At 69.4% G+C, this 17,108-nt stretch carries 12 protein-coding genes; 6 read left to right on the top strand and 6 right to left on the bottom strand.

All coding sequences use genetic code 11. The features are described from left to right. The first annotated feature begins 100 nt into the window (after window positions 1-100). Window positions 101-2,503 (top strand): phosphoenolpyruvate synthase, encoded by a 2,403-nt coding sequence (ppsA, locus tag AC0J5J_RS10585; protein WP_474897916.1) that lies wholly within the window; start codon window positions 101-103, stop codon window positions 2,501-2,503. Here ppsA and AC0J5J_RS10580 read toward each other — a convergent pair. From AC0J5J_RS10580 to AC0J5J_RS10570, 3 genes are all read right to left on the bottom strand, one after another. After that, on the bottom strand, window positions 2,497-3,252 hold the full coding sequence (locus tag AC0J5J_RS10580) for a TIGR03943 family putative permease subunit (protein WP_134423790.1): 756 nt from the start codon (window positions 3,250-3,252) through the stop codon (window positions 2,497-2,499). The two genes, ppsA and AC0J5J_RS10580, sit on opposite strands and share 7 nt — an antisense overlap. Further along, window positions 3,242-4,264: a permease gene (locus tag AC0J5J_RS10575; RefSeq protein ID WP_474897915.1), complete on the bottom strand. Its 1,023-nt coding sequence runs from the start codon at window positions 4,262-4,264 to the stop codon at window positions 3,242-3,244. The genes AC0J5J_RS10580 and AC0J5J_RS10575 overlap by 11 nt, the downstream gene beginning before the upstream one ends. 81 nt (window positions 4,265-4,345) lie before the next feature. Next, window positions 4,346-5,809, bottom strand: coding sequence for an Ig-like domain-containing protein (locus AC0J5J_RS10570; protein ID WP_474897913.1), 1,464 nt, complete (start codon window positions 5,807-5,809; stop codon window positions 4,346-4,348). Between the two features lie 299 nt (window positions 5,810-6,108). On the opposite strand from AC0J5J_RS10570, the gene AC0J5J_RS10565 reads away from it, so the two are divergent. Both AC0J5J_RS10565 and AC0J5J_RS10560 read left to right on the top strand, forming a co-directional pair. Then, entirely contained in the window at window positions 6,109-6,888 is a 780-nt protein-coding gene (locus AC0J5J_RS10565) for an HAD family hydrolase (protein WP_134423787.1), read from the top strand. Next, window positions 6,885-9,392, top strand: a complete 2,508-nt coding sequence (locus AC0J5J_RS10560; RefSeq protein ID WP_474897911.1) for a glycoside hydrolase family 65 protein — start codon at window positions 6,885-6,887, stop codon at window positions 9,390-9,392. Before AC0J5J_RS10565 ends, AC0J5J_RS10560 begins: the two co-directional genes overlap by 4 nt. A gap of 71 nt (window positions 9,393-9,463) precedes the next feature. Here AC0J5J_RS10560 and AC0J5J_RS10555 read toward each other — a convergent pair whose 3' ends face one another. Beyond that, complete coding sequence (locus AC0J5J_RS10555; RefSeq protein ID WP_474897909.1) at window positions 9,464-10,939, bottom strand: hydroxymethylglutaryl-CoA synthase; 1,476 nt, start codon at window positions 10,937-10,939, stop codon at window positions 9,464-9,466. A 187-nt stretch (window positions 10,940-11,126) separates the two neighbouring features. Here AC0J5J_RS10555 and mvaD point away from each other — a divergent pair, with 187 nt between their 5' ends. From mvaD to AC0J5J_RS10540, 3 genes are read left to right on the top strand one after another with little or no spacing between them, the layout of a single operon-like run. Further along, the gene (mvaD, locus tag AC0J5J_RS10550) at window positions 11,127-12,137 is read left to right on the top strand and encodes a diphosphomevalonate decarboxylase (RefSeq protein WP_198414214.1); all 1,011 of its coding nucleotides are present in this window, start codon (window positions 11,127-11,129) and stop codon (window positions 12,135-12,137) included. 5 nt (window positions 12,138-12,142) lie between these two features. Further along, complete coding sequence (locus AC0J5J_RS10545) at window positions 12,143-13,204, top strand: mevalonate kinase family protein (RefSeq protein WP_474897908.1); 1,062 nt, start codon at window positions 12,143-12,145, stop codon at window positions 13,202-13,204. Beyond that, the gene (locus tag AC0J5J_RS10540) at window positions 13,201-15,558 is read left to right on the top strand and encodes a hydroxymethylglutaryl-CoA reductase, degradative (protein WP_474897906.1); all 2,358 of its coding nucleotides are present in this window, start codon (window positions 13,201-13,203) and stop codon (window positions 15,556-15,558) included. Before AC0J5J_RS10545 ends, AC0J5J_RS10540 begins: the two co-directional genes overlap by 4 nt. A gap of 374 nt (window positions 15,559-15,932) precedes the next feature. On the opposite strand, the gene AC0J5J_RS10535 is transcribed toward AC0J5J_RS10540, so the two are convergent. Together AC0J5J_RS10535 and AC0J5J_RS10530 are read right to left on the bottom strand one after the other, a co-directional pair. Then, on the bottom strand, window positions 15,933-16,586 hold the full coding sequence (locus AC0J5J_RS10535) for a hypothetical protein (RefSeq protein WP_474897905.1): 654 nt from the start codon (window positions 16,584-16,586) through the stop codon (window positions 15,933-15,935). 102 nt (window positions 16,587-16,688) lie between these two features. After that, window positions 16,689-17,063 carry a hypothetical protein gene (locus AC0J5J_RS10530; RefSeq protein ID WP_474897903.1) on the bottom strand — a complete coding sequence of 125 codons (375 nt, stop codon included), beginning with the start codon at window positions 17,061-17,063 and terminating at the stop codon, window positions 16,689-16,691. Between the last annotated feature and the right edge of the window lie 45 nt (window positions 17,064-17,108).

Below are 17,108 nucleotides of genomic sequence, written 5' to 3'. Positions count from 1 at the left end.
GACAGACCTGACACTATGGAACAGAGGGTTCATCCACGAGGTGAGCCGGCTCACCCGGCGGCCGCACCTTCGGCCGCACACCTGCAAAGGAGCAGACACAATGACGACGGACATCCTCTGGTTCTCAGAAATCGGACTCGCGGACCTGGACCGGATCGGCGGCAAGAACGCCTCCCTTGGAGAAATGGTGCAGAACCTCACGTCGGCCGGCGTCAAGGTTCCCGACGGATTCGCCACCACGGCGGACTCCTACCGGCGCTTCCTCTCCGATTCCGGCCTGGACCAGCGGATCATCGAGCGCCTGCGCGGCCTCGACATCGACGACGTCACGGAACTGGCCGCGGCCGGCCAGGAGATTCGCGGCCTGATGCGCGACACGCCCTTCCTGCCCGAGTTCGAGGCGCAGGTCCGGGAGGCGTACGCGGCGCTGGTGGAGAAGCACGGCGGCTCCGACGACCTCTCCTGGGCGGTGCGCTCCAGTGCGACCGCCGAGGACCTGCCGGATGCGTCCTTCGCCGGCCAGCAGGAGACGTTCCTGAATGTGCGCGGGATCGAGAACATCCTGCCGGCCATCAAGGACGTCTTCGCCTCCCTCTACAACGACCGGGCGATCGCCTACCGGGTGCACCATGACTTCGAGCACGCCGAGGTGGCCCTCTCCGCCGGGATCCAGCGCATGGTGCGCTCGGACGTGGGCTCGTCCGGCGTCATGTTCACGATGGACACCGAGTCCGGCTTCCGCGACGCCGTGTTCATCACGTCCTCCTACGGTCTGGGCGAAGCCGTCGTGCAGGGCGCCGTCAACCCGGACGAGTTCTACGTCTACAAGCCGGCGCTCAAGGCCGGCCGTCCCGCCATCCTCAAGCGCACCCTCGGCGAGAAGGCGCTGCAGATGACCTTCACCCAGAACCGTGAAATCGGTCGCACGATCGACTTCGTGCCCGTGGAACCCGAACTGCGCAACCTGTTCAGCATCACCGACGACGACGTGGACGAGCTGGCCCGGCACGCCCTTCTGATCGAGGCGCACTACGGGCGCCCGATGGACATCGAGTGGGGCAAGGACGGCGTGGACGGCGGCATCTACATTCTGCAGGCCCGCCCCGAGACCGTGCAGTCACGGGCGAGCGCCGTATCGCAGAGCCGGTTCAAGATGAAGGAGACCGGCAAGGTCTTGGTCGAGGGCCGCGCGATCGGCCAGCGGATCGGGGCCGGGAGCGTGCGCATCCTCTCATCCATCGACCAGATGGCCAGCTTCGCCACCGGCGACGTGCTGGTCGCCGATATGACCGACCCCGACTGGGAACCGATCATGAAGCGCGCGAGCGCCATCGTGACCAACCGCGGCGGACGCACCTGCCACGCCGCCATCATCGCCCGGGAACTCGGCATTCCCGCGGTCGTCGGAACCGGGACCGCCACCGACATCCTGTCCGACGGAGCCCTGGTCACGGTGTCCTGCGCCGAGGGCGAGGCGGGACTGATCTACGACGGACTGCTCGACTTCGGCGTGGAGGAGACCGCGCTCACCACGCTGCCGCCGGCGCCGGTGAAGGTGATGATGAACGTCGGCACTCCGGAGCAGGCGTTCACCTTCGCCCAGCTGCCCAACCACGGCGTGGGTCTCGCCCGGCTCGAATTCATCATCAACCGGCAGATCGGCATCCACCCCAAGGCCCTGCTCAACCTGGCCGACCAGCCTGCCGACGTGGCCCGGGAGATCAACACCCGCATCGCCGCCTACGGTTCCCCGCGGGAGTACTACATCAAGCGCCTGGCCGAGGGCGTGTCGACGATCGCAGCCGCGTTCGCCCCGGAGACCGTGATCGTGCGGATGAGCGACTTCAAGTCGAACGAGTACGCCAACCTGATCGGCGGGCCGGCCTACGAGCCGCACGAGGAGAACCCGATGCTCGGGTTCCGTGGGGCGTCGCGCTACCTCGAGCCGTCCTTCCGGGACTGCTTCGACCTCGAGTGCGAGGCGCTCTCGTTCGTGCGGGGCGAAATGGGGCTGACCAACGTCAAGCTGATGATCCCCTTCGTGCGCACCCTGGACGAGGCCGCGGGCGTCATCGAGTTGCTGGCCGAGAACGGTCTGCGGCGCGGCGAGAACGGCCTCGAGATCGTGATGATGTGCGAGTTGCCGGCCAACGCGCTGCTGGCCGACGAGTTCCTGGACTACTTCGACGGCTTCTCCATCGGTTCCAACGACATGACGCAGCTGACGCTCGGCCTCGACCGCGACTCGGCCATCGTCGCCGGTGGCTTCGACGAGCGCGACCCGGCCGTGAAGAAGCTGCTCAGCATGGCCATCGCGGCCTGCAAGGCGCGCGGCAAGTACGTGGGCATCTGCGGCCAGGGGCCCAGCGACCACCCGGACTTCGCCGAGTGGCTCGTCGCCGAGGGCATCGACTCGGTGTCGCTGAACCCCGACACCGTGGTCGACACCTGGCTGCGCCTCGCCGGCGTCACGGCGGGCAGCAACCACGTCGGAGCTCAGTAGACGTACGGCTGCGCCGGCTGGTCGGTGGGCGTGATCTCGCTCCCGACAAGGACGATGGCCTCTTCACTGCTGATGCTCGGATTGGTGCCGAAGCCGCTCACGATCGACACCCAGCTGTCGACCGGGAACTCGTCCTGCCAGCCGGGGTGGTAGACGGGGACGCCGACCGGCTGCGCGTCGACCGCGCAGCAGGCCACAATGAACCGGGCCACGAAGAACACGTTCTCCGGGTCGCTCGGGTCGGGCGTGACGAACCCGGTCACGGTGGCGGTCTTGTCGGCGAAGAAGTCCTCGCCGGCCCCCTGGCGGAGCAGCGAGGACCAGTCCCGCACGGTGAAGGTGGAGTAGTCGCCGCCGACGAGGTCGTTCGCCTCGCTCTGCGTGATCGACGAGGTCGAGCCGTTGAGGTCACGTTTGGCGACCGTGGCCGTGGTCAGGGTCGCCGGCGGCAGCACCAGCAGCCCCACGACGGCCGAGGCGATGATCAGGATGCTGCCGGCCGACCAGAGCCACGCCCAGCGTCCCTCGTCGTCCCGGGCTTCGTGCTCGTGTTCGGCCGCCGGCACGAGGGCGAAGGCCGCCACCACGAGCACCCCGGCGATGCCCGCCATGACCCAGGTGAACACGAAATAGCGCGGGTGGATGTACAGGCCGAGCTGCCCGCTGAAACCCAGCCAGACCGTGGCCACGATGCCCACGACGCTGAGGACCGCGCCCTGCCAGCGCCGCAGAAGCCGTCTAAACCGCATAGTTGATCGCCAATCCGAGCACCGCGGAACAGAGCGCCACAATCAGGGTGAGTTGCACCAGGGTCTTCGCCGTGAAGGTCGTGCGCAGCAGCGCCAGCATCTTGATGTCGATCATCGGGCCGAAGACCAGGAAGGCCACGATCGCGCCGGGGAGGAAGGTCGCGCCGAAGGAGAGGATGAAGAAGGCGTCGACGTTGGAGCAGATCGACACCACGAACGCCAGCACCATCAGCGCCAGGACGGACCAGACCGGATGGCTGCCGAGCGTCACGAGCACATCGCGGGAGACGGCGGTCTGGATCAGACCGGCCAGGCCGGCGCCGATGAAGAGGGCCGGCAGCATCGCGCTGGTCTCCTGAGTGAACAACGTCGCGCTGCGCCGAGCCTTCCCCGCGGCCGCGTCGTGGCCGTCGCCGAGCGCGCAGGCCTCCTGGAACCGCGGGGTGAGCAGGGACTGGGGTTTCGGATGCCGGCTGTAGATATAGCCGATCAGGTTGGCGATCAGGAAGCCGCCGGCGATGCGCCAGGCCAGGATGCCGCTGTCCCAGCCGAACGCCTGCTGGGTGGTGATGATGGTCACCGGGTTCAGGATCGGGGCGGCGAACAGGAACGTCATCGATTCCCCGACCGTGAGACCCTTGGCGATCAGGCCCCGGGCGAGGGGCACGTTGCCGCACTCGCAGACGGGCAGCAACATGCCCAGCAGGGAGAGCACCACCCGGCGCGCGACCGGGTTCTTCGGCAGGCGCCGGAGCAGGAACCCCTCCGGCAACCAGATCTGCACCCCGATCGAGAGCACGATGCCGAGGAAGACGAACGGCAGCGACTCGATGACCACACTGATCGACAGGGTGACGAAGTCGCGGGCGGTGTCCGCGAGGCTGTCGGCGGGCGGCGCCGGGGCGAAGGCCCGCAGCAGGATGACGATCCCGATGATGACGAGGCCGACGGTGAGGCCCCGGCCGGGTCCCCGGCGTGCGGCGGAGGGCCGCACAGCGGTGGTCTGACTCATGTGCACATCCTGGAGTGTTTCGGCTCGGCCGCGCTCGGGGCAGGGGCTTGCGTGTCGGTGGTGAGCAGGCGCATCCGTCGGTCACCCGCACCAGTCAGGGAGAAAACCGGACACGCTGCGGCTGCTGGTGCCGCTGTCCAGGTCGACGAGGGTGGTCGTCATGCCCGAGAACGCGGGCAGGGTCGGGTACTCGTCGGCGAGGCCGGCGGCCGGGATCGTCTCCACCGCGAGGTACTGGCCGTTCGGGGAGACGCAGAAGTCCCGCACGCTCGACGACTCCGACGCGGGCGCGAATGCGACGCTGGAGTCGTCGGGGTCGGTGACGGCGATCAGGGACGACAGCTGGTTGATGTCCGTGGTCGCCTGCAGGAACAGGCGGGCGTACCGGCCCTGCTCGTTCAGCAGCACGACCTTGCCGGGGTAGGCACTCTCGTCGAGCAGGCTGGGTTTGAGGTCGAGCGCGGTCACTGCCCCGTCGGCGAGGTCGATTGTGGAACCCTGGTTCGGGTCGGCGACGACGAGCGCGCGGGTGCCGGGCACGAAATCGCGCAGCTCCGCGTGCTGGCCCAGCGGGGTCAACACGGCCTCGCCGAGCAGGTCGACGAGGAACATGCTCGAACCCGAGTTCTGCACGACGAGAGTCGTGGAGTCCGGCACGAAGACCAGGTCCATGACGGTCATCGGCAGGTCGTCCACCCCGGTGACCTCCACCGGGAGGCCCGAGTACTCGGTCAGGTCGTAGACGAAGGGGGTGCGGTCGTAACGGCGACCCTGGGAGTCCGGCGCGCTGGTGAAGGTGTACGCGATCAGGTACTTCGACGGGGATGCCCGCAGGTTCTCGACCACTCCGGCGCCCGGCAGGGGCACCTGCACGTTGTCCCCGCCCGCGAACGAGACCACCTCGAGGGTGGCCGCGTCGTCGTCGCCCAGCGTGACGGCCGCGAGGTGGTCTTCCAGGGCCACATACTGCTGGATGCGCGACGCGCTGAATACGACGTCGCCGTCACCGCGTCCCAGCAGGGTCGTGCGGCGCACGGTGTCGGGCTGCTTGACGCCGGAGTCGCTCATCCGACGGTCGCGCTGCAGCGCATAGATATCGACGTCCGGGGTCGTGAACTCGTATTCCAGAGTGGACGTGGCGCTCTGGGACGTGCCCGCGACATCCGTCACCGTCACGGTATAGACCGTGTTGTAGCGCAGGATGCCCGCGAACTCGACCGTGAGAGCGCGATCGGAGACGCTGGTGGAGACCTCGGTGGCCGGACTGACCGCGACCTGGCCGGCCGCGACCTCGGCCAGCGGCAGGTTGGCGGTGAGCAGCAGTCGGGGATTGCCGCGGGAGACGGAGGCGTCCAGGTTGATCTCGGCCGAGGCCAGGCGAGGTCCCTGGCTGAAGTTCGCCGCCGCGAGACCGGCCACCAGGAGCACGAGCACCGCGATCGTGACCGAGATCAGCCGGGTGAAGCGTCGACCGGTCAGCCGATCGGAGCGCGCAGTATCCGTCGAAGCAGGTGCCGCCGGGCTCGCGGCTGATTCGCGGGTCACCTGGCCAATCGTACTGGGCGATTCCAGGGCGAGTGCCGAGCCGGATGCTCGTGCGAGCGCCACCGAGGCCGGCTGACCGGCCGCACGGCGCCGCCTCGATAGACGGCGCAGCGGTGTCGGGGGCATAGGATCGTTGGTGTATTCAGGCGCATGCAGCCCTAGACCTGGTCCGCATCGTCGTCACTCGCGTTCTCGCCGCGTTGGCGCACATCACGTCGATCCCCCCCCCTGATCGAAATCGTGACCCTTTGACCGATCAGACTCCCCCGTCTGAGGACCTACCGAGCAAGGCACCAGTAATGACTTCTACGCGATCCCCCCTGTCGCGCGCAGAAACGCGCGACCGGCTCCTGTCCCTGCGGGGCGTACTCTTCGACCTCGACGGAGTACTCACACCCACCGCCGACGTGCACATGGCCGCCTGGTCGCGCTTATTCACCCCCTTCCTCGAGGAGCAGGGGGTGAGTCCCTCCTACAGCGACGCCGACTACTTCCGGTACATCGACGGCAAGCCCCGCTACGACGGCGTGCGCTCCCTGCTCGCCTCCCGCGGCATCCTGCTGCCCGATGGCGACCCGACGGACGGCCCCGAGCTGAACACCGTCTGCGGGCTCGGCAACCGCAAGAACCAGGCATTCACCGAGACCCTCGTCGAAGACGGCGTCACCCCGTACCCGGGATCGATCGAGTTCCTCGACTACGTCGTGGCCGCCGGCCTCGCCGTGGCCGTCGTCACCAGCTCCCGCAACGGGGAGAAGACCCTCGCGGCCGCCGGCATCCGTGGCCGCTTCGAGATCGTCGTCGACGGCCTGCTCTCCGCCGAGCGCGGCCTGGCCGGCAAGCCGGCCCCCGACACCTACGAGCTCGGCGCCGCCCTGCTCGGCCTCGACGCCTCCCAGTGCGTCGTCGTCGAAGACGCACACTCGGGCATCCAGGCCGGTCGCGCCGGCAACTTCGGCCTCGTTCTCGGCGTAGACCGCGGCGTGGGCACGCAGACGCTGCTCGACGCCGGCGCCGACGTCGTCGTGCCCGACCTGCACGACCTTCTCCCCAACGCCGAAACGGAGGCCGGGGTATGAACCGGAACACCGACACGTCCGACCCGCTCGACCGCAACCGGTTCCCGATCGACGAATGGGCCCTGGTCGAAAAGGACTTCTCCGGTGACGACATGGGGCGCACCGAGACCCTGTTCGCCGTCGGCAACGGCTACCTCGGCCTGCGCGGCAACGTCGACGAGGGCCGCGACGGCCACGCCCACGGCACCTTCATCAACGGCTTCCACGAGACCTGGCCCATCCGGCACGCCGAGGAGGCCTTCGGCTTCGCGCGCGTCGGGCAGACCATCGTCAACGCGCCGGACGCCAAGATCATCCGCATCTACGTCGACGATGAGCCGCTCGTCCTGACCCTCGCGGACCTGCTCAGCTACGAGCGCCGCCTCGACTTCGCCGGCGGCATCCTCTCCCGCTCCCTCGAATGGCGTACGCCCTCGGGCAAGCGCGTGCTGATCCAGTCGCGCCGCCTGGTGTCGTTCACCGAACGCCACCTGGCGATCATCGAGTACGAGGTGACCATGCTCGACGCCGACGCGTCGGTGGTCATCTCGAGCCAGATCCTCAACCGCCAGGACGGCATCGGCGAATACGACGCTCCCAAGCCCACCAACGGCAAGGACTTCGACCCGCGCAAGGCCGAGTCCTTCACCGACCGGGTGCTGCGTCCCCGCTTCAAGCGGGCCTCCGACGGCCGTTACATCCTCGGCTTCCGCTGCACGAACTCGGGCATGACCATCGCCTGCGCCGCCGATCACCAGATGGAGACGGTCAACGAGTACGACGAGGCCTCGCACATCGGCGACGACCTCGCCAAGCACGTCTACCGCATCAAGGCCAAGCAGGGCCAGTCGATCAAACTGACCAAGACCTTGAGCTACCACACCTCCACGGGCGTCCCCACGCACGAACTCGCCGACCGGTGCGACCGCACGCTCGACCGCGCCGTCGCGGCAGGAACCGAGCACTACGTGGCCGAGCAGCGCGACTGGCTCACCGCTTTCTGGGCGCGCACGGATGTCGAACTCGCCGGTCAGCCTGCCCTCCAGCAGGCCACCCGCTGGAACTTCTTCCAGCTCGCGCAGGCCTCCATGCGCGCCGACGGCCAGGGTGTGTCCGCGAAGGGCGTGTCCGGATCGGGCTACGGCGGCCACTACTTCTGGGACACGGAAGTGTACGTGCTCCCGTTCCTGACCTACACGTCGCCGAACGCCGCGCGCAACGCGCTCCGGTTCCGGCACGCGATGCTCGATCACGCCCGCGCCCGGGCCACCGAGCTGAACCAGCTCGGCGCCCTGTTCCCGTGGCGCACGATCAACGGCCTGGAGTCGTCGGCGTACTACGCCGCCGGCACCGCGCAGTACCACATCGACGCCGACATCTCCTATGCGCTCACCCAGTACGTGTCGGCCACCGGCGACGAGGACTTCCTCTCCCGCGAGGCCATCGACATCCTGGTGGAGACCGCGCGCATGTGGGCCGACCTCGGCTTCTGGCGCGGCAACGGCAACGACGTCTTCCACATCCACGGCGTCACCGGGCCCGACGAGTACACCACCGTCGTCAACGACAACCTGTACACGAACATCATGGCCCGCTCGAACCTGCGGGCCGCGGTCAAGGGCGTGCGCCGGCTGCGCGAGGTCGACATCGCCTCCTACGACTTCATGGTCGCGCGTCTCGGACTCGACGAGGCCGAGATCATCGAATGGTCCTTCGCCGCGGAAGCGATGCACATCCCGTTCGACAAGACCCTGGGCATCCACCCGCAGGACGCCCAGTTCCTGGAGAAGGAACGCTGGGACCTGTCGCAGACCCCGCCGGCCAACCGCCCGCTGCTGCTGCACTACCACCCCCTGGTGATCTACCGCTTCCAGGTGCTCAAGCAGGCGGATGTCGTGCTCGCCCTCCTGCTGCAGGGAGACCAGTTCACGCCGGAGCAGAAGCGCGCCGACTTCGACTACTACGACCCGATCACCACGGGCGACTCGACCCTGTCGGACGTCGTGCAGTCGATCATCGCGGCCGAGGTCGGCTACCACGAGCTCGCGCTCAAGTACTTCACCTCGGGCCTGTTCGTCGACCTTGCCGACCTGCACCACAACGCGGCGGACGGCGTGCACGTGGCATCCGCCGGCGGTGTCTGGAGCGCGCTCGTCTACGGCTTCGGCGGAATGCGCGACCACGGCGGCAAGATCACCCTCGACCCGCGTCTGCCCGAGACCTGGGAGGCGCTGACCTTCCGCATCACGCTCCGGGGCACCCGGCTGCGCGTGGACGTGCGGCAGACCGAGGTCAACCTCACGGTCGAAGAGGGCGTCGACGTCATGCTGGCCGTGCGCGGCGTCTCCGTCATCGTGCGGATGGGCCTGCCCGTCACGGTCCCGCTGGCCCACCAGGGCCCGCGCGACTCCGGAGCACCCTCGCGGGCGCTGATCGAGGGTGGGCGACGGGCCGACGGCACCGTCATCACATCGTCCATCCCGACGATCGCGCACACCGCCGAGTTCCTGGAGCCGAACGACTAACGCGGTTCACCAGGAAGGGCCCCCGACGCACTGCGTCGGGGGCCCTTCCTCGTTCCGGGCGGGGCCGAGGCTCAGGCGGTGGGCGGCACGTAGCGGTAGTACTCGATGCCCTGGTCGTAGAAGTCGGGGCCGTTCGCCGTGCCGAGGTGGTCGACCACGAACTGGTCGTCGGCCGGGGCCGGCACGAGATCGCCCGGGCGTCCCTCATGCAGCGCGATGTACTGCGCCTCGGTCAGGTCCACCGGGTTCTCCAGCGCGGTCTCGAAGTTGATCCGCCCGGCGGCGGCCTGCCAGCCCTCGGCGACCCGCATCGGCAGGGCCTCGGCGGCGTCGCCGCTGCCGTAGCCGAGTGCCAGCCATTCCTGGCCGGCGAGATCGAGACCGTCCGTCAGGGCGTGCTGGAGACCGGATGCGAGCCATGCCGGCAGGGCCGCCGTGTAGAGGTTGCCCAGGTCGCGCATGGCGTCGGACCCGAGGCCGAGCTTCTCGCTGACCAGGGTGTTCCAGAGCTCGGTGCTGCGCAGGTGCTGGCGCAGCCGGCGGGACAGCGGGAACACATCGCCGGTGATCTCGCCGATGTCGGCACCGTTGCCGTGGAACGGCGAGGGTGCGCACAGTTCGGCGAGCAGGAGGTCGGCGTCGATTCCGGCATCCGCGCAGTGCGCGCGCAGCTGGTCTCGGCCCGTTTCCTCATCGGCCGCGAGCGTGAAGAGGTACGCCATCACCCACCCCGTCGCCGGCATCTGGTGGTACGGGCGGTGCATGAACACGCGGTCGACCTCGGTGAAGTAGTCGAGGGAGTTTCCGGGGCGCTTGCCCAGCAGCGCCGTCATCGCGTGGTGGGTGGCATCGATGTAGCAGCTGGTGGAGTAGCGGCCGTTGAACACGGGCAGGTCCTGCATCTGTCCGTCGTCGCGCGGCGGCTGGCCGCGGAAGCGCGCGAACGGTTTGCGGAAGTCGGCCACGCGGTAGTCGGAGTCGCTGCCGGACCCGGCCAGGTTCACCTCCAGCAGACGCGCCTCGCTCTCCAGAAGCACAGCGACGGCGCCGGCACCCTGGGTGGGCTCACCGCTGCCGCCGCGGGCGTACTCGGCGATGTCGGCGGAAACGACGATGGCCTGACGGCCCACGCCATCCGTCGCCAGGTAGCGCAGCGCCGCCTTGATGCCGTAGACGCCGGCGAGGCAGGCCTGCTTGAACTCGGGCACCTCGCAGTCGCGGGCGAGCAGGGGCAGACCGTGCGCGCTGAGGGCGTCGTTGACCATGCCCTTGACGATGACCGCGCCGGCCGAGTTGTCGCTGCTGGACTCGGTGCCGAGGGCCAGGAGGCCGACCTGGCCGGGGTCGATGTCGTAGTCGCGGATCAGACGCCACACCGCGTTCGCCGCCAGCGTGTAGACGCTCTGGCCCGGACCGCGCATGCGGAAGCTGCGGCCGACGACGTTCTTGACCTTCCCCCACGGCTGGTCGTTCCAGTCGCACCAGTCTTCGAGCTGAACACGGTAGGGCGGCACGAACAGGGAGAATCCACTAATTCCAGGTGTCAACGGTTCCCTCTTCAGGTTTGGCGTGGTTGTTCACCCACACCGGGTCTCAAACGCACCTTTCCATTATCCTCGTCCGGTTGGTGAAAGTGGTGACCAGGAGCAGATCGTCAGCCGCAACCGGCCCGGGGCGCCGGTGCGGAGCCCCGCGAAGCGACTAAAATCGAGGGAACCCGATCGGAGCACCACTGTGGACCAACCCATCGATGGTGGAGCCACCGCCGTGGCCCGCGCACACAGCAACATCGCCCTCGTCAAGTACTGGGGCAAGCGCGACGCCACCCTGAACACGCCCGCCGTCGGCTCGATCTCGGTCACGCTCGACGCGCTCTACACCGACACCCGCGTCACCTTCGTGCCCGGATTGGCCGCCGACGAGTTCTGGCTGGCCGGATGCCGGGGCCCGGTCACGCGCATCAGCCACGTTCTCGACCTGGTGCGCGGTCATGCCGCCGGCCTGGGCCTCCCCGCCGCGGGGCACAGCGCCATCGTGTCGTCGACGAACAACTTCCCGACGGGTGCGGGCCTCGCCTCGTCGGCCTCCGGTTTCGCGGCCCTCGCCGTGGCAGCCGCCGGCGCCGCCGGGCTCTCCCTGCCGGCCCGGGAACTGTCGATCCTCGCCCGGCACGGGTCGGGTTCGGCCGCCCGATCGATCTTCGGCGGCTTCGCCGAGATGCACGCCGGCACCGCCGCGGACGGCTCGGACGCCTACGCGGAGGAGCTGCTCGACCGGGAGGAATGGCCTCTGACCGTGGTCGTGGCGATCACCGAGCACGGCGAGAAATCGATAAATTCCACAATCGGCATGAACGAGAGCAAGGCCACGTCTCCGTTCTACCCGGCCTGGCTGGACTCGGCCGACGACGACCTCGACGAGATGCGCGCGGCCATCCGTGACCGTGATTTCGCGCGGCTCGGCGAGCTGTCGGAGTACAACTGCCTGAAGCTGCACGCCCTGATGCTCACGACCCGGCCCGCGCTGATCTACTGGAACGCCGCGACCGTCGCCGCCATGCACGCCGTGCGGGCCCTGCGCGCCCAGGGCTTGCCGGCCTACTTCACCATCGACGCCGGCCCGCAGGTCAAGGTGCTCTGCCTGCCGGGCGACGCCGCCGCCGTGCAGCAGGCCCTGGCGCTCGTGCCCGGCGTGCACGAGGCGCGCATCAGCGCACTCGGCCCGGCCGCCTACCGGCTGGAATGACGGCGATGACGACCCCGACCCCGACGATGCCGACGATCCGGGCCTCCGCACCCGGCAAGCTCTTCCTGTTGGGCGAGTACGCCGTGCTCGAGGGCGCACCCGCGCTGCTCACCGCCGTCGACCGGCGGGTGGAGGTGACGATCGACGAGTCCCGCACGGGCGCCTGGCAGGTCAGTGCACCCAATCTGGGCATCCGTGATCTGACCCTGGCAACGGATGGCGCCCTCCCGGCCGGCCTCACCGACCAGCAGCGGGCCCACCTCCGCGTCTTCGACGAGGTGCGCGCCACCGTGCAGGCCGCGGCGCTGCCGACCGCGGCCCGTTGGTCACTCACCGTGCCCCCGCTCAGGATCTCCATCGACAGCAGCGCACTCTCCCGCGGCGGCCACAAGCTGGGCCTCGGCTCCAGCGCCGCTACCGCCGTGGCCCTGACCGCCGCCCTGGCCCGCGCCCGGGGCCTGAGCCTGGATCAGGGCGAACTGTTCCGGCTGGCCCACGCCGCCCACCGTTCCGCGCAGAACGGCGCCGGCAGCGGCGGTGACGTGGCCGCGAGCGTGCACGGCGGACTGATCCGCTACACCCCGGGCGCCGCGATCGTACCGCTCCGTTGGCCGGAGGAGCTCCGCATCTCGGCCGTCGTCACCGGTGAGGGGTCGTTGACCACCCGTCTGGTGGGCCGGGTGGCCGACTACGCCGCCGAGAACCCCGCCGGGCACCGGGCCGACCTGGATCGGCTGGCGCGCCTCGCGGGGCAGGCCGAGGCGGCCCTGGCCGAACCGGCCGACTTCCTGCGCCTGGCCTCCGACTACTTCTCGGCCCTGTGCGAGCTCGATGAGCACGCCCGGGCCGGCATCGTGAGCGCGCGGCACCACGAGTTGCACGCCCTCGCCCGGCGCGAGGGCGGCGTCTTCAAGACCAGCGGAGCCGGCGGCGGAGACGTCGGCCTGGCCTTTAGCTACGCTGGAGAACCCACCGAGCGTCTTGCCGGGGCACTCGCCCGGGCCGGGGCCGCCATCATCCCGCTCGGCTTCTTCGCCGCCGGCCTACAGGGAGGCACCGCGTCATGAGCCGGTCCCGCATCCCCCGCTTCTACCAGTTGTCGGTCAGCGAGCGCATCGCGCTCCTCGAGCAGCGCGGCGTTCTGAGCACGGATGCCGCCGCGCAGCTCACCGGCGGAACATCCGCCCTCGACGTGGCGGCTGCCGACCGGCTGATCGAGAACGTGATCGGCGTGTTCACGCTGCCGATGGGGCTGGGCCTGAATTTCCAGATCAACGGCCAGGACTATCTCGTGCCCATGGTGGTCGAAGAGCCCTCCATCGTCGCCGCGGTCAGTTCCACGGCCCGGCTGGTGCGGCAGGCCGGCGGGTTCACGAGCGTCGCCGACGAGCCACTGCTGATCGGTCAGATCCAGGTCGTCGACGTCACTGACCCCGAACGCGCCCGGGCCGACCTGCTCGCGCGCGGCGACGAGCTCGTGCACCTGGCCAACAGCGGACATCCGAACATGGTCGCCCGCGGCGGCGGCGCCCGGGGCATCGAGGTCTTCCTGCGCGGTGCGACCGCGCAGAACGGCGAGCTGCTCGTGGTGCACCTGCTGGTCGACACCCGCGACGCGATGGGTGCCAACCTGGTCAACTCCATGTGCGAACGGCTCGCCCCACTGGTGGAGGAGATCAGCGGCGGCCGGGTGTTCCTGCGCATCCTCTCCAACCTCACCGACCGGGCCCTGGTGCGCGCCCGCGCCGTGATCCCGTCCGCGCTGCTCGAGACCGCCGACTACGCAGGCGTTCGGGTGCGCGACGGCATCGTGCTGGCGAACGAGTTCGCGGCGATGGACCCCTACCGGGCCACGACGCACAACAAGGGCATCATGAACGGCATCGACGCCGTCGCCCTCGCCACCGGCAACGACTGGCGGGCGATCGAGGCGGCCGCCCACGCCTACGCCGGCCGCGGCGACGGCTACGGCCCGCTGACCACGTGGAGCGTGAACGGATCCGGCGACCTGGTGGGCGAACTGACCATGCCGCTGAAGGTCGGCACGGTCGGCGGCCAGGTGGAGTCGAACCCGGCCGTGCGCCTTGCGCACACGATCCTCGGGGTGTCCTCGGCGCCCGAACTGGCCGAGGTGATGGCGGCCGTGGGGCTGGCCCAGAACCTGGCCGCGCTGAAGGCCCTGTCCACCAACGGCATCCAGCATGGACACATGCGCCTGCACGCGCGGGCCGTCGCCGCGGCCGCCGGGGCCAGTGGAGCCCGGTTCGAGGAGGTCGTCGAAATGCTCATCGCCGACGGCGAGATCAAGGTGTGGAAGGCGCGCCAGATCATCCAGGCCCTCGACGTGGGCAGCGAGTGCGACCCGGCCGCCCGGTCGGCTGCGACGGATGCCGAGGCGCGCCCCGCGGCATCCGTCGCCCCGACTGCGCCGCACCCCGCGACCAGCGCAGCGCCCGCGCCCAGCGCAGCGCCAGCGCCCAGCGCCCCCGGCCCGGACGCCCACCTCGGCTACGGCAAGATCATTCTGCTCGGCGAGCATTCCGTCGTCTACGGCTACCACGCGATCGCGGCCCCGATCGGGCTGTCCGTGCGCGCGCAGGTCACCCGCCAGGCGTCGCTCCTCGCCCCGGTCATCGCCGACTGGGACAGCGACGGCTCGGTGCGCGAACCCCTTCGCGCGGACCTGTCGCACCGGGTGGCCGCACTGATCGCCTCCCGGCTCGGCGTCTCCGCCGCGGGCGTGCGGGTCGACGTCTTCTCGCACCTGCCGCGCGCCAGCGGCCTGGGAGCCTCCGCCGCGTTCGCGGTGGCGGTGATCCGCGCCGTCGCCGACAGCTTCCAGCTCACGATCAGCGACGCCGAGGTGTCGAGTCTCGCCTTCGAGTGCGAACAGATCGTGCACGGCACCCCGTCGGGCATCGACAACACCGTCGCCACCTTCGGCCGTTCGGTTCTGTTCCAGAAAACGGATGCCCCGGGCGGCCACACGATCCGCGACATCTTCACCCCCCATCCGATCCCCATCGTGATCGGGCTGTCCGGGGTGGAGTCGCTCACCGCGCAGACCGTCGGCCTCGTGCGCACCGCCTGGCAGCGCAACCCGGCGCGCTACGACGCCATCTTCAGCCAGATCGACGGACTGGTCCTGGCCGGGGTGGACGCTCTCCGCCGCGGCGACGTCGCCGAGCTCGGCGAGCTGATGAACATCAACCAGGGACTGCTCAATGCCCTGCAGGTGTCGAGCCCGGAGATCGAGGCGCTCGTGGCGATCGCCCGCCGGGCCGGCGCCCTCGGGGCGAAGCTGACCGGTGGCGGGGGCGGCGGCGCCATGATCGCCATCGCCGAGCCCGGCGGCACCGAGCCGATCATGGCCGCGATGCGCAGCGCCGGGTACACCACATACCTCACCGAGATTCGCTAGACACGCGCATTCCGAACCTGTATTCGAGGTATTCACAGGCGGGCATCGGCTGAATCGAGCCGGGGACAACCGGCGTGGCGGCCCGGAATCCACAGGTTTTCCACGGAGTTATCCACACCCCGTATGCCAGTGATTCACAAGGAAGCAGTCAGTTTTCCCATTGCTGTCCACAGGTTTTTCCACAGCCCTGTGCACAGATGTATCTTCGACGTCCGACGCGCCCCACGTGCCCACACCCCCCGCGCCTCGCGGCGCAGGTTGTGGAAGCGGGCGCATGTTCTACCGTGCGCCCGCTTCCACAGGGTGCGCCGCGGGCTGTCGGCGACGGTCGGCGACGGGCGACCCGGCGACGGATGCGGCGCACCGCCGACCGGTCAGCGGTCCGTGTACTCCGTCGACGACGCGAAGCGCCACACGCCGGCGTCGTCCTGCTGCACGTACAGCGAGCGGGCCAGCCACCCCGGAACGACACCCGTTCCATCGCGGAACTCCTGCGGGTCGTTGCTGCTGAGTGCCGCACCGGGAACGTAGGCCAGCCAGGTCTCCGAGGCGTCGACCTGGGCGCTGTCCACGGTGATCGCCGAGGGCAGGTTGAAGAATGGCGTCAGCGGCAGTTCACCGGCCTCATCCGCCGCGGCGAAGGAGGCCGCAACGCTCGTCACGTAGCCGACCTCGAGGGCGTCGGCGCAATCCGTGTTGCCCGGATCGGCCAGGGTCGTCAGCTGCTCGCGGTAGGCCGGCAGGTACAACGTGCACGCCCCCGCGAAGTCACCGTCGGCGAGCAGATCGAGGTTGATCTGGATCAGCTGCTCGGCCGCCGTGGCCGCATCGACTCCCGCCTCCGGCTGCCCGGCGGGGGTCTCCGAGCCCTCCGAGCCGGCGGTCGCCTCCGTGCTGGGCGACGCCGTCGGATCGTCCGACCCTGCTCCCGCCGCGGTGCCGGCGCAGCCGCTCACGAGCAGCACCGCCGCCGCCGCCACGACCACGCCGATGGCACTTCGGATGCTCGTCGATTGTGTGTGTGTCATGTTTCCCCCTGGTGTGTCGCGTGTGAATCGAGTTCAGACATCCGTACGTACCGGCGTCGGACAGAGCCCCCTCCCGTGGAGGTGGGGACCACTACCTCCGGCCTAGCGCGCGGCGTCGTCGGGCACGCAGGTGGTCAGACCGTCCAGCGTCATCCCCAGGTCGGCGGCAATGAACGTCAGGTCCAGACCGTCCGGCTTCGACGCCATCAGCCGCATGCTCACGACGGAGCCTTCGTCGATGCGCTCGGTGACCGTGTAACCCAGATCGGTCCAGTGCTCCTTGACCAGAGCGAAAACCTCGGTGCGGTCCGACGGGGCAGTTCCGACCCGGAACGAGCTGTGCTGAACCCCCGCCCCCGCCGACTGAGAGCAACTGCGCGGGGAATCGAGGTCCTCGTCCACCCAGTCACCGCCGACCAGGGCCTGCACGTCGTCGAAAATGGCGTTCAGATTCTCGAGCGATTCGTCTTCGGTCATTGTTGCCTCCGTGCTGGCTGGTTGTGTTCCCGGGATGCCCTGACA

This window comes from Cryobacterium sp. TS_SC_7 (assembly GCF_056156285.1).
The sequence above is the reverse complement of the archived record's forward strand: the minus strand, read 5'-3'. Positions and strand labels throughout refer to the sequence as shown.

Excerpts from the sequence above, each read along its gene's own strand:
- AC0J5J_RS10545 (WP_474897908.1), top strand. The coding sequence starts at position 12,143 with ATGACGACCCCGACCCCGACGATGCCGACGATCCGGGCCTCCGCACCC.
- AC0J5J_RS10535 (WP_474897905.1), bottom strand. The coding sequence starts at position 16,586 with ATGACACACACACAATCGACGAGCATCCGAAGTGCCATCGGCGTGGTC.
- AC0J5J_RS10575 (WP_474897915.1), bottom strand. The coding sequence starts at position 4,264 with ATGAGTCAGACCACCGCTGTGCGGCCCTCCGCCGCACGCCGGGGACCC.
- ppsA (WP_474897916.1), top strand. The coding sequence starts at position 101 with ATGACGACGGACATCCTCTGGTTCTCAGAAATCGGACTCGCGGACCTG.
- AC0J5J_RS10560 (WP_474897911.1), top strand. The coding sequence starts at position 6,885 with ATGAACCGGAACACCGACACGTCCGACCCGCTCGACCGCAACCGGTTC.
- AC0J5J_RS10565 (WP_134423787.1), top strand. The coding sequence starts at position 6,109 with ATGACTTCTACGCGATCCCCCCTGTCGCGCGCAGAAACGCGCGACCGG.
- AC0J5J_RS10540 (WP_474897906.1), top strand. The coding sequence starts at position 13,201 with ATGAGCCGGTCCCGCATCCCCCGCTTCTACCAGTTGTCGGTCAGCGAG.
- AC0J5J_RS10530 (WP_474897903.1), bottom strand. The coding sequence starts at position 17,063 with ATGACCGAAGACGAATCGCTCGAGAATCTGAACGCCATTTTCGACGAC.
- AC0J5J_RS10580 (WP_134423790.1), bottom strand. The coding sequence starts at position 3,252 with ATGCGGTTTAGACGGCTTCTGCGGCGCTGGCAGGGCGCGGTCCTCAGC.